Source organism: Peribacillus sp. P4_C12, from assembly GCF_056402095.1.
Genome location: NZ_JBFUIB010000023.1, coordinates 22,297 through 34,773, shown reverse-complemented (window position 1 = coordinate 34,773; position 12,477 = coordinate 22,297). Strand labels below are relative to the sequence as shown.

16 protein-coding genes and 1 tRNA gene are annotated in these 12,477 nt (G+C 38.6%); 1 reads left to right on the top strand and 16 read right to left on the bottom strand.

Annotated elements, in window-relative coordinates; translation table 11 throughout:
• Nucleotides 1-57: 57 nt before the first annotated feature.
• Nucleotides 58-132 (bottom strand) — tRNA-Asn (locus AC1DUW_RS07055).
• A 144-nt stretch (nucleotides 133-276) separates the two neighbouring features.
• A complete protein-coding gene (locus tag AC1DUW_RS07050; RefSeq protein WP_053348274.1) occupies nucleotides 277-744 on the bottom strand; it encodes a SprT family protein in 468 nt (155 codons plus the stop codon).
• Nucleotides 745-829: 85 nt separating this feature from the next.
• Between AC1DUW_RS07050 and cmpA the strand changes: the two genes are divergently transcribed.
• A complete protein-coding gene (cmpA, locus tag AC1DUW_RS07045) occupies nucleotides 830-949 on the top strand; it encodes a cortex morphogenetic protein CmpA (protein ID WP_089364909.1) in 120 nt (39 codons plus the stop codon).
• 96 nt (nucleotides 950-1,045) lie between these two features.
• Here cmpA and AC1DUW_RS07040 read toward each other — a convergent pair whose 3' ends face one another.
• The 14 genes from AC1DUW_RS07040 to acpS form a co-directional block, all read right to left on the bottom strand.
• Nucleotides 1,046-3,229, bottom strand: coding sequence for a Tex family protein (locus tag AC1DUW_RS07040; protein WP_053348275.1), 2,184 nt, complete (start codon nucleotides 3,227-3,229; stop codon nucleotides 1,046-1,048).
• Between the two features lie 93 nt (nucleotides 3,230-3,322).
• Complete coding sequence (locus AC1DUW_RS07035; RefSeq protein ID WP_321175421.1) at nucleotides 3,323-3,934, bottom strand: PP2C family serine/threonine-protein phosphatase; 612 nt, start codon at nucleotides 3,932-3,934, stop codon at nucleotides 3,323-3,325.
• Nucleotides 3,934-4,719, bottom strand: a complete 786-nt coding sequence (gene sigB, locus AC1DUW_RS07030) for an RNA polymerase sigma factor SigB (RefSeq protein WP_053348276.1) — start codon at nucleotides 4,717-4,719, stop codon at nucleotides 3,934-3,936. The genes AC1DUW_RS07035 and sigB overlap by 1 nt, the downstream gene beginning before the upstream one ends.
• Nucleotides 4,697-5,170: an anti-sigma B factor RsbW gene (rsbW, locus tag AC1DUW_RS07025; protein WP_053348277.1), complete on the bottom strand. Its 474-nt coding sequence runs from the start codon at nucleotides 5,168-5,170 to the stop codon at nucleotides 4,697-4,699. Before rsbW ends, sigB begins: the two co-directional genes overlap by 23 nt.
• Entirely contained in the window at nucleotides 5,167-5,499 is a 333-nt protein-coding gene (locus AC1DUW_RS07020; protein WP_053348278.1) for an anti-sigma factor antagonist, read from the bottom strand. The genes rsbW and AC1DUW_RS07020 overlap by 4 nt, the downstream gene beginning before the upstream one ends.
• 59 nt (nucleotides 5,500-5,558) lie before the next feature.
• Entirely contained in the window at nucleotides 5,559-6,569 is a 1,011-nt protein-coding gene (locus AC1DUW_RS07015; RefSeq protein WP_477642258.1) for a SpoIIE family protein phosphatase, read from the bottom strand.
• An 8-nt stretch (nucleotides 6,570-6,577) separates the two neighbouring features.
• Nucleotides 6,578-6,979, bottom strand: a complete 402-nt coding sequence (locus AC1DUW_RS07010) for an anti-sigma regulatory factor (protein WP_053348280.1) — start codon at nucleotides 6,977-6,979, stop codon at nucleotides 6,578-6,580.
• Nucleotides 6,980-6,982: 3 nt separating this feature from the next.
• The gene (locus tag AC1DUW_RS07005) at nucleotides 6,983-7,339 is read right to left on the bottom strand and encodes an STAS domain-containing protein (RefSeq protein WP_034306376.1); all 357 of its coding nucleotides are present in this window, start codon (nucleotides 7,337-7,339) and stop codon (nucleotides 6,983-6,985) included.
• A gap of 2 nt (nucleotides 7,340-7,341) precedes the next feature.
• Entirely contained in the window at nucleotides 7,342-8,169 is an 828-nt protein-coding gene (locus tag AC1DUW_RS07000; RefSeq protein ID WP_477642257.1) for an RsbT co-antagonist protein RsbRA, read from the bottom strand.
• Nucleotides 8,170-8,629: 460 nt separating this feature from the next.
• Nucleotides 8,630-8,980 (bottom strand): type II toxin-antitoxin system PemK/MazF family toxin, encoded by a 351-nt coding sequence (locus tag AC1DUW_RS06995; RefSeq protein WP_034306610.1) that lies wholly within the window; start codon nucleotides 8,978-8,980, stop codon nucleotides 8,630-8,632.
• A 7-nt stretch (nucleotides 8,981-8,987) separates the two neighbouring features.
• Complete coding sequence (locus tag AC1DUW_RS06990; protein WP_034306380.1) at nucleotides 8,988-9,269, bottom strand: CopG family ribbon-helix-helix protein; 282 nt, start codon at nucleotides 9,267-9,269, stop codon at nucleotides 8,988-8,990.
• 160 nt (nucleotides 9,270-9,429) lie between these two features.
• A complete protein-coding gene (gene alr, locus AC1DUW_RS06985) occupies nucleotides 9,430-10,788 on the bottom strand; it encodes an alanine racemase (RefSeq protein ID WP_236695029.1) in 1,359 nt (452 codons plus the stop codon).
• 48 nt (nucleotides 10,789-10,836) lie between these two features.
• Nucleotides 10,837-11,841 (bottom strand): LolA family protein, encoded by a 1,005-nt coding sequence (locus tag AC1DUW_RS06980; protein WP_053348282.1) that lies wholly within the window; start codon nucleotides 11,839-11,841, stop codon nucleotides 10,837-10,839.
• 234 nt (nucleotides 11,842-12,075) lie between these two features.
• Entirely contained in the window at nucleotides 12,076-12,432 is a 357-nt protein-coding gene (gene acpS / locus AC1DUW_RS06975; RefSeq protein WP_053348283.1) for a holo-ACP synthase, read from the bottom strand.
• Between the last annotated feature and the right edge of the window lie 45 nt (nucleotides 12,433-12,477).

Sequence of the window (12,477 nt, the reverse complement as noted above, 5' to 3'; positions counted from 1 at the left end):
GACCTACACCCTTAGCAGGGGCGCCTCTTCAGCCTCTTGAGTACTTCCCCAAAAAAATGGCTCCGCAGGTAGGACTCGAACCTACGACCGTTCGGTTAACAGCCGAATGCTCTACCACTGAGCTACTGCGGAATAATGAAAATTGGGTTCCTTTTTTACGCTCAAGGACCTTAGTGGTTGTCGTGAAGAACAAGTTGTTATCTTGTCGACTCTTATGATTATAAGGAGATTGCAACATAAAGTCAAGGGTTCTTTTGTTTTTTTTTATTTATTTGTTTATTTTTCTTTAAAACCTTGGTAGATCAGTGTTCCACGACACTTACCACAGACAAAACGAGTGGTATCGATACGCTTCTTTCTTAAATATAACTCCTGACAGTTTTCACATCTATATTGAATAGTATTCATTTTTCTCTTTAACTGGTTTGACGGTAGTGGCGTGCAAAATCTTGGGGCTCCAACTTTTTCGAGTAAACGCTTAAAGTCAGTATCACGATGCTGGTATCCTTTCTTCTCAAGGTGGAGGTGATAATGGCACAATTCATGCTTTATGATTCCTATCAATTCTTCCACTCCACGTTCATCAAGATATTTCTTATTAATTTCTATATTATGTGAACGTAGCAAGTACCTTCCTCCAGTCGTTCGAAGGCGCGGATTAAAACAAGCTAGGTGTCTAAAGGCCTTTTGAAAGTCTTTCTTCGAAATATCTTCAACTAATTTTTGCAATTGCTGATTATCCATCTTCCCCCTCCCTTTCCTTGGTAACATGACAACCCATTATAACATAGACTAATAAAACAATAGAAAACTACTGGAGGTAAGCGCTATGCCTAATTGGTTCCAAAATCAAATTCGTAAAGCCTTTTATGAAAAGGATTATTATCAAGTGAAGATGTTGAATCAATGCTGGTTTTTTTATCAAAAAAAAGAAAGTCTTCGATTATAGACCTCCATTTGAACCAAGCACTAATAAATTCTAAAGAAGCATTACTATTCTTACCGTAATAAAAAACCCCTTCTATATAGAAGGAGTTTATAATAGCTAATCTTGATCTTTAGGCTGCAGCATCGTTAAAGATACCCTTTGCTTTTGAGAGTCCACCTTCTCGACCCAAACTGTTACAACATCCCCAACAGCAACTACATCCAATGGATGCTTTACAAATCGGTTGCTTAATTTAGAAATATGCACCAGCCCGTCCTGTTTGACACCGATGTCCACAAATGCACCGAAGTCTACAACATTCCTTACTGTACCTTGTAATTCCATTCCGGCTTTTAAATCCTCCATTTTTAGCACATCTTGCTTAAGCAGAGGTTTTGATAGTTCATCTCTAGGGTCTCTTCCCGGCTTCATTAAATCATCAATAATGTCCTTAATCGTGATTTCTCCAATTTCTAATTCATCCACTAATTCTGTTGGATTTAATTTGACTAACTCTTTATTCAAAACATCACTGCCTAAGTCTTCAGACGTGAATCCTATTTTCTTTAACAGTTTATTCACAGCCCCGTAGTTCTCCGGATGGATCGCGGTTTGATCCAAAGGTTCATTGCCATTAATAATACGCAAAAAACCTATGCACTGTTCGTACGTTTTAGCACCAAGCCGAGGAATTTTCTTTAATTCCTTCCTGCTTGAAAACTTCCCTTCTTCTTCCCTTTTCTTCACTATATTTTGAGCAACAGATTTTGATAACCCAGCTACATATTGTAATAGAGATGACGAAGCTGTATTGACGTTCACCCCAACTTGGTTAACAGCCGTTTCAACAACAAAAGTAAGGGATTCTGATAACTTTTTCTGAGAAACATCGTGCTGATACTGACCTACTCCTACGGATTGGGGATCGATTTTAACAAGTTCCGCAAGTGGATCTTGCAGTCTTCTCCCAATTGATACCGCACTTCTCTGCTCAACTTGAAGATCCGGAAACTCTTCACGAGCAATATCAGATGCTGAATACACACTGGCACCTGCTTCATTAACAATTATATAAGAAATATTCCCTTTCACTTCTTTTAAAATATCTGCAATAAATTGCTCCGATTCACGAGATGCCGTTCCATTACCTATTGCCACAATCTCCACTGCGAATCGCTGAAGAATTTCAATTGTTTTTTCACGTGCACTTTCAAACTTCGCAGCAGGAGGGTGTGGGTAGATTACACTGATATCGAGTACTTTGCCTGTTTCATCAATGACAGCCAACTTACAACCCGTCCGATATGCTGGATCTAGAGCAAGGACTACTTTCCCTTTAAGAGGAGGCTGTAAGAGTAAATTGCGAAGGTTTTCCGAGAATATATGGATAGCTTGATCTTCTGCTTTTTCCGTTAGCTCTTTTCTTATTTCCCGTTCTACAGAAGGCATGATTAGACGCTTAAGTCCGTCTTCAATTGCTTCCTTAATCAACCCTGCCGCTTCGGATTGATTATTTTTAATGATTTTCCGTTCCAAATAACTAATAATAATTTCTGTCCGAGGCTGGATGGATATTCGTAGAACCTCTTCCTTTTCACCTCTATTAAGTGCCAAGACTCGATGTGGGACGATTTTTTGGACAGGCTCTTCATATTCATAGTACATTTCGAAGATTTTTTTTTCGTCCTTTTCTTCATTTTTCACAACGGAGAACAATTTTCCTGCTTTAAAAATCTCAGCCCTTATCCATTTCCTCAATTCAGCATCATCAGAAATAAGTTCAGCAATTATATCCTGCGCACCCGCAATTGCCTCTTCAATAGAAGGAACTTCTTTTTCTTCAGATATGAATTCGGCTGCTTTTTCACTAACTGAAGCCTGAACTTGACATTCAAGAAGCCAAATTGCAAGTGGTTCAAGGCCTTTCTCTTTAGCCACAGTTGCTTTCGTTCTCCTTTTTTGTTTAAAAGGTCGGTATAAATCTTCCACTTCCTGCAGCTTTGTTGCCTTTTCAATTTGTAACTTTAATTCTTCTGTCAATTTACCCTGTTCACTAATCGAGCGTGTAACTTCCACTTTTCTCTGCCCAAGGTTTTCTAGATAGTTCCATCTTTCCATAATAGAACGAATCTGCACTTCATCTAGTGAACCCGTCATTTCTTTTCGATAACGAGCAATAAAAGGAACGGTATTACCATCTTGAAGCATCTGTATGACATTTTGCACTTGATGATTTTTCAAAGTTAACTCATTAGATATTTGTTTAATTAATTCTTTTAATGAATCTTCTACTACTATCAAATTTATTACCTCCAACCTTTTTATTCTGATATATATAGTCTAGCAAATGAGAGATGAAGTTGCGAATCCAATACAAAAAAGCTCACTTCCGAATTACGACGAAAGTAAGCTTCCTAAAATGAAAGTTGTATCATCCGCAGTAGCTGGGCTGCTTTCTAAAATACAACGAGCGTTTTTATCGATAGGGACCAGCCTCTTTAAGTACGATTTAGCTCCCTTAAGTTCCAACCCATCTGAATGAAGAATGAATTTGGCATTTGGTTCGTATTTGAAGCTCTGCGTTCTATACTTTTGCTTCCTACCGGATAAATATCCGGTTACAGGTAGGGGGTAAACCAGCTTGTCGACGCTTGGATTGTACAAGAAAAAGCGAACGTTGCCTACTGAACTGTATACGAACTCATTCTTTTCATAATAGATTTTCAAGATAGAAACGGCCGCTCCCCGCTTATCGATTAAAACTCGATTACAGACTTCCATTAGCAACTCAACATCTAACTCATGGTTACGTTTTACTACCTCTATTACGGCATGGGAGGATTCATAAGCGGATTTTCCGCTACCTAGGCCATCTGCTAATACACAAACAAAGTATTCCTTCGTATGAAGAAAAAAGTAATCATCACCACAATATATCATTCCGTTTTTAGAAGATTGAGAGACAAGGACTTCTATTTTCTCTTCCCGCATTATGTCTTTAATCACTAAATTAACTCCGAGTTTTCAGCATTAATAGCTTCTTGAAGTTTATTGATTGCGCGGCGCTGGAGTCTCGATACATGCATTTGTGAAATACCAAGTTTGTCCCCCGCTTCTTTTTGGCTTAAATTTTCTATATAAGTGTGTTGAATAATCATCTTTTCACGGTCACTTAGTACATGCAGCACCTTTTCAAGTACTAGGCGCTGATTGACTTTTTCAAAACCTTCATCTACATTGCCGAATATATCCAGCAACGTAACCGTACCACCATCAGAATCTGCCTCAATAGAATGATCAACAGATAAAGCCTGATAGCTTTTCCCCATTTCCATTGCTTCTAAGATTTCTTCTTCTGTTACTCCTATACAATCAGCTATTTCATCTATTCTTGGTGAACGATGCAGAGTCGTCGTCAATTCCTCGACTGTCACTCTGATTTTTGGTCCAAGTTCTTTTATTCTTCTTGGCACATGGACGCTCCATGTTTTATCACGCAAAAACCTTTTGATTTCCCCGATAATAGTAGGAACAGCAAATGCCTCAAAGCTTTTACCGAAAGATTCATCATATCGTCGAATGGCACCTAATAAACCAATCATACCGACCTGAGCGATATCTTCCTGAAACGATCTCCCTTTTGCATATTTACGAGAGATTGTTTCAACCAAACTTTTATAATGAATTACCAGATTACTTTGCGCTTCATCATCTTGATTCTGCTGATAGGCTCTAATCCATTCATTAACTTGTTCTCTTTGTGCTTGATTAGGTTGAGACTGTTTTTGCATCCATCTCCACCTGCTCTCCTTCTAAAAACTTAGTCATAAAAACTGTAACCCCGTCATGCTGATGAATTTTCACATCATCCATCAAAGTTTCAATGAGGTAAAGACCCAAGCCTCCTTCTCTCAAGAGTTCAACTTTTTGCCCATGCTCATATGGACCGAGTCCTTGACGAACCTCTTCGAAATTACAGCTCTTTCCACTATCAGAAACCATGACCTCTAGGCGGTCAGGGTAAAGCCCAAAACTTACTTTCACTTCGCCTTTTTCAAGATCTTTATAGGCATGCTGCACCGCATTTGTACACGCTTCACTGGTAGCGATTTTCAAATCCTCAATTTCATCATACGCAAATCCCATCCGGCTACCTATCCCAGAAAGTGTTAAACGGATGACACCGATGAATTCCGGTTTTGCAGGTATTTTCATTTCAATGTAATCATATACTTGACTCATTCTAACCCACCCTCTGTACCACTTTTAATATCAATAATATCTGCAAGACCCGTAATATCAAATAATCGTCGTAACCTTTCTGATAAGCCAATCAAGGTAAATTCGCCATTATGTGCTCTTACGCTTTTAAAAGCACCAACAAATACCCCCAACCCGGTACTGTCCATATAGGAAACTTCAGTTAAATCAATAATAATCGAAACATTGTCCTGCTCTGAAATTGGAAATAGTGATTCTCTTAATTTTGGTGCAGTATAGGCATCAATTTCACCATTTAGTTTCACAATAAATTCCGTATTTAGTTCATTAACATCTACCGTTATATTCATCCTTGACCCACCTCTTTATATCCTCTTCATGCTTATATCTATACCCCGAAGAAAATATACTAAACATTTGATTTTAAAATGATTAATGTAAAATCATCCCTTAGTTGAAAGTTCTGCATTTTCTCTAATTGTTTATATATGTTATTTACTATTTCCTGTGCTTGTAAATGCATATTCTTTTGGATAAAACCAATGAGTGTTTCCCGTTCTATAAAACCATCATTTGTTCGGCACTCTGTTACTCCATCCGACAACAAAATGATCATATCTCCCGGATTAACTGTTTTTTCATATTGTCGATACCTTGTTTTTTTATCTACCCCCAGCAGTAAACCTTTTGCATCTAAATCGCTAAAATTCCCTGTAGCAGCGTCATAGTAAAACCCCGGCTCATGGCCAGCTGAAGCATAGGAAAATTGCTTGTCATGAGGGTCATATAATCCATAGAACATCGTAATAAACATACTTGGATCAACATTGTGCTCTACAACACGATTTAAACTCTCTAACACACTATTCGGTTCATGCCTATGTTCAGGAAGACTATCCATGGCATATTTAATCATTGACATGCACAAGGCCGCAGGGATTCCTTTCCCTATTACATCCGCAATTCCTACTCCGATGCGCTCATATTCATCCTGAACAAAGTGATAATAATCTCCATTCATTTGCCTAGCAGGGACACTAATCGCCCCAATTTCCAGGCCTTTGATATCCGGTATCTTCGTTTCTAAAAGCGTATGCTGGACATTTGCTGCAATCTCTATCTCCGTTTTTAGTTCCTGCTGTTGATGTCTAAGGCTCTGATGCTCACGATATGCAATACCGTAGCCCATCATGACTTCAAGCAGAAAATCAAAAGAATCCATTACTTTCTCTGGTAAATCCGGGTATAATTCGATTAAGTTATTTTTATGCATACTGATAATTTCTTCTGGAGATATATTGTATTTAATATTTAGGCGGCTGATTTTTTGACCTTGATAAAGCGCCTGCTCATTTCGGTCTTTAAGATAGGTAGAAAGCGCCTCATAATACATTTTCTCCATATTCTCTTTAATATCCATAGTCCCCCCTAACGGAGCCATTTGGTTGCGACGATCTTAGTCCCTTCACCTGGTATCGATTCAATATCGAAATCATCCATTAAACGTTTGGCTCCAGGAAGGCCTGCTCCCAGTCCCCCTGAAGTGGTATATCCATCTTCCATGACCCTGCGGATATCCTCTATTCCCGGCCCCTGGTCCTCTGCAATGATTTTCAATCCTGACTTTCCATTTATATTTAGCTTTTCTATGCTTACACTGCCTTGTCCAGCATATAGATATATATTTCGGGCCAATTCGCTTATAGCTGTTGTGATTCTAGCCTGGTCTATTGTACCGAATCCCAGCTCTTTAGCGACATTTCTTCCGAGCTGCCTTGCAGCTACAATGTCCCATTCATTTATGATTTTTACGCAGGATTGGAACTCCATTCTTTAATCCCCCAGTTCCTGTTGTAATTTCTCCAGGCCTTTCTCTAAATCTAATGCTGTCAGAACATCATCGAGACTTATTCCCAGTTCAATTAATGTTATTGCAACAGCCGGCTGGATTCCTGTAATTACAACCTTGGCTCCCATAAGCTTTGACATACTAAAAACATCACCTAATACCTTTGCGATAAAGGAATCTATAAAATCAATTGATGTAATATCAATGACAACTCCATTCGCGCTTGTTTCGTGTATCTTATGCAGTAAATCCTCTTGAAATTGAAGGGCTGTCATATCATCCAATTCCCACTGTATAGAGACTAACAAGCAGTCATAAAGCTTTAATATCGGAATCCTCATACCTATCCCTCCACCTTTACGATCTTACGGCTCGTTAATTCTAAAGCAACTTCAATTCCTTTTTTCAATGTATTCTTTGTAATCACTTCATTTAAATTAATTCCAAGGTTCACAATAGTTTGGGCGATTTCAGGGCGAATACCGCAAAGTATGCATTTCGCGCCTACTAATCGGACTGCTTCTGCTGCCTGAATAATATGATGGGCAACCATTGTATCCACAACCGGAACTCCTGTTATATCAATTAGAACGACTTCAGACCTATGCTTAACCACACCAGTCAACAGATTTTCCATTATCTGCTTCGCACGCTCTGTATCAATTGTTCCAATTAGCGGCATAACCGTAATGCCTTCCAATACAGGAATAAGTGGCGCCGAGAGTTCTTGCAAGGCTATTTTTTGCAATGAGACAGTTCTTTCCCAAGTTTGGGTATATATATTGACTATTTCATTATTTATTGGAGTGGACCACTTATCTAAATGGTTAACAAGTTCCACTTGATTACCAGGAGTTACAATGCCTTTTTCAACCATTCCATTAATGACAATTAGCGTGAATTTATGAAGTCCTTCATTCACAAAGGTAAGCGGCCATCCTAATTGGACGACTTTCTCAGCAAAATCAGAAAGCTTCAAGGTAAATTCCCTGTTTTTACTATCAACATGCGTGATAATCATATCTATAAATTCACTACTCGTTTGTGTAAACATCCGATCAGAGACAACTTTAATTAATCTTTCGTCCGTACTTTCCTTCATGATATCCATCCACTTAGTTAGGATGTAATCTTGATTTTGCTTAATAAAATCGTAAACCAATTGATTCATAATATCCTCCCATTCTAACACAATTACTATGTTTTCCTGTCCTCGTCACAAGGATGTTATCGAACTGTAATGTAACTCCACCAAGGGTTGTCACCGTTCTTCCACAATATTTTTGTTTGTTTTTTTAAATATTTACAACATACCTTTTTACCCGAAAATGGAATTTGAAAACATTTTTCAAAGAAAAATTAGGAGGATACTATTTAAAAAATTGTATAAACATTCTATTATTTCGTAAGTTCMATCCATCATTAAACAATAAAGCGAGAGGGACTACCTTAACTGCATTAATTTTTCTTCCTCAAATATCCAGAAATAAAAAGATCACAGGAGAATAATACACTGAATCCACAAATGCAAAAAAAACACGATTCCCACTAATGCAGGAATCGTGTCATCTAAAATATAGAAAGAATAATTTGTATTATAATAACGCCCGTAATAACGGGAAAACTTTTCTCTAAAACTCAATGAGCCCTAAGCTAATTTGCAAAGCTTCATTGACTTTTTGCATCATAGGTTCGTCAAGATGCGTAATTTTATCAGTTAAACGTTGCTTATCAATTGTCCGGATCTGTTCTAATAAAATAACGGAATCTCGTTCGAATCCGTACTTTTTCGCATTAATCTCAACATGCGTAGGCAATTTCGCTTTTTGAATTTGAGCTGTAATGGCTGCCACAATCACAGTCGGACTAAAGCGATTACCAATATCGTTTTGTAGAATGAGTACCGGACGTGTTCCACCCTGCTCTGAACCGACTACCGGGGAAAGGTCTGCGAAGTATACGTCACCACGCTTAACAACAATCAATGGCTCAGCCTCCGCTAACTAATCGTTCAACGCAATGCCCAGCCTCAAATTCAGCCTGAAAGGCTTCAGAAGCAATCGTTAAATTAATGGCCGCCATTTCAATATAACCGCGTTTCATCGATTCACGAAACTCTTTCTTTTTACGTTCGCGAAGATACATTTTTGTGGCACGATAAATAAATTCACTGCGATTAACATTTTCTTCACTCGCATACCCATCTAACTCAGTTAAAAAATTTTGAGGTAATCGAATTAATATCTCTCTTGTTGCGCTGGATTCAGACACAAACATACACCTCCACCATCACTACACACCTTTATTATATATCCTTTTCAATATTACCATTAAAATGCCTATCTGCAAAGAGTATATTCTATTCTCAATCCTATTATCAGCATAATGAAGGAAATCTTATTCACAATCTTAGGATTTTTTTACAATCCAATTATTCTAAGATAAAGTTGCGTACATGATCTAAAAGATTGTCTTTTATATATATGCGGGGGACCCTCGCACCTATCATACAAGTTACTTCATAATTAATTGTTTCTAGCTTCGCTGCTATCTCATCAACAGAAACCGCTTCATTTCCATTATCTCCAATAAGCGTAACCTCTGTTCCTACAGGGAAAGACTCGGGTAGTTTAATCATGCATTGATCCATGCAAACCCTTCCGACTATTGGCACTCTTTGCCCCTCTACAATAACTTCCTGTCCTTGAAGCTTTCGTATCCAGCCATCGGCATACCCTATTGGCAATGTGGCAATCCATTCATTTCCATGAGCAGTATAAGTCGCTCCGTAGCTAACACTTTCACCCTTAACTAGTTGCTTTACTGCGACCATCTTCGTTTTCAACGATATGGCTTGTTTTAACGGGAACGGTAAAATCGGAAGCATTTCCATTGAGGGACTTAGACCATACATGGAAATCCCCATTCTTACTGCATTCCATTCAGGATCAGTAAACCTTAAAGATGCTGCGCTATTAGCGGCATGAATATATTCAGGTCGTCTAATTAAGGTTGAAAGCATTCCTTTAAATACCTCAAGTTGTTTTTCATAATAGTCGGTCTTTAGTTCATCTGCTGTAGCAAAATGAGTGAATATCCCTTGAAAGTTGAAACACGCTTCTTGATTAAGTAAGCTCTCCACCTTCGTGAGCTGGTCTTTATCACGAATCCCAATTCTCCCCATACCACTATCCACTTTCACATGAACTTGTAGAATTTGACCTGGTTTAAGATTATCCCTCGCTCTTTCCAACCAGGCTACATCAAAAACCGTCAACGAAATACCCTGTTCAGCAGCAAGTCCTGCACTTTCAGGCCTTGAGGCCCCAAGTACTAGAATCGGCGCTGAAATCCCCTTTTTCCGTAAAGCCAGAGCCTCATCTAAAAATGCAACACTTAAAAAGTCAGCCCCTGCTTCAAGCGCAGTTTGAGCCACCTCTAAATCTCCGTGTCCATACGCATTTGCTTTTACAACAGCGAAAAGACTAATGCCGGATGGCAGCCTTTTTCTCATAGAAGTGATATTTTCATAAATGTTATCTAAATTTACTTCTGCCCATGTATCTCGGTGAAATATTTTCGTTTCCAAACCAAGTTCCTTCTTTCTTACACTCGCAATAAGATTTCTTCTCAGTATCGAAGTTTGCCTTTTATTATAGACCATTCTATAACCAACGGATAGAAAGTTAAAGTGCTTTTTTACCATGACGCTAATTTTCCATAAATATAAACCGCTCCAACCGAAAATAATTAAACAGTATAACAAGCCGCTTTCCCGCCTATCCTTCATAGGAGAACCCTTAAAAGGCGACGGGAAACATCAGCTCGTTATGCACTACTATTTAACAGGGTCCCCCCCAACTGAACGGGCTACTTCTATCATCTCTGCCTGGGTTAAGTCCTTTGATGCAAGCATGTAATCTACGCCTTCAAAAGTCCATGCAATCGTATTTCCCGTCATAGCCCCAACTGTATATCCTAAATCAACCGGTTCTCCATTCACATTAGTTGAAACTGACGTCTGTACTACCTCAGCTTTTTCCTGAACCAATGTAAAACTTTTTGTGCCCTCATATGTCAAAATGATACGTTCTCCCTTTTCATTTGCAATTTCTTTTTCTTCTGTTAAATTCATCCCATTAATAGCTTCAGGATATTTAACTGCAAACCCTTCATCTTGGACTTCTGCCATGACAGGGGCTTCAAGTTGTGCACTTGTCATGTTCTTTTTCATATCAAACGCATCTTTATCGAAATTCGTATTAAATTTCACTTTTGAAAATTCCACAAGGACTAACGCAGTCTTATCAGGGTCCATGACTTTAACACTCACTGGAGATAGGTCTTTTTTATTTATAGTAATCTCTTGAAAAGGTAGCATTTTATTGTTTTGATAGCGTGTTTTTGTTTCAAAAACATAGTGTTTATCTGTTTCTTTATAAGTCGCACTCTTATCTTCCGTAATGTCTTTCACTAACGACTCAAACAAATAGGCCTGGCTGCTGTTCTCCGGCCACTCGCTTTGAAATTTAAAGCTTTTATTCAAAGCAGGTGTCAATACATACACACCATCATCATTTTTCAAGATCATCTGACTTTGATCCTTCTCTTCATTTTTTAGGTTTACGCGATAAAAAGAAGGATCTTTATGCCAGATTTCCACATTATACACTTGAGGCTCCGTCCCCATCTTCAGTGTCATTTTCGCATTGGCTTTATATCCCTTCATTTCTCCAAGCTTGTCATTCAGTTCACTCACTACATCACCTTGTGATTTTTGGCCGCAAGCAGAAAGAGCAAGCAAGAGCATGATCCCTGCAAAAAGCATTAACATCTTCTTCATCTTTTCAACCCCTTTTTGTCATTTGAACGTAAAAGGGAGAGGAAAAGGCAGGATCCGGACATTGGCTCGACTGATGTCTTACATTCCTCAGCATTTTAGCATGGACCCTTTTGATCCTGCTAAAATCTTTTCGAGAGCACCTACTCTGCCATGTACCTTTTACCGGGCCTTGTCTCCCTATAGCACTAAATGTATATGAGACAACCTTAAGGATTATGACCCGATAAGACAAACTCAGTTCATCCTTTCAATTACAACTTGAGCTACTGCATAGTCACGGCTATGGCTGATTGAGAGGTGAACCCCCTCCGAAAAAGGCTTTGAAATCAACGGTTTACCGTTTTCATCCGTGATGACTTCTATATCCAGAAAAGACAAGTGTTTACCAATTCCAGTACCGTACGCTTTTGAAAAAGCCTCCTTTGCAGCAAAACGACCAGCAAAATACTCAATCCTTCTTCTTCCATTTAATTTTTCGAATATCAAAATTTCTCTGTCAGTTAATATGCGGTTCTTAAAACGGGGTTGCCGCTTGATCAATGTTTCCATTCTGTCCAACTCGGTAATGTCCACGCCTATTCCTTTAATCACTTTGACACCTCTTCTATTAATTAATATCTTGCATAGGTATTAGGA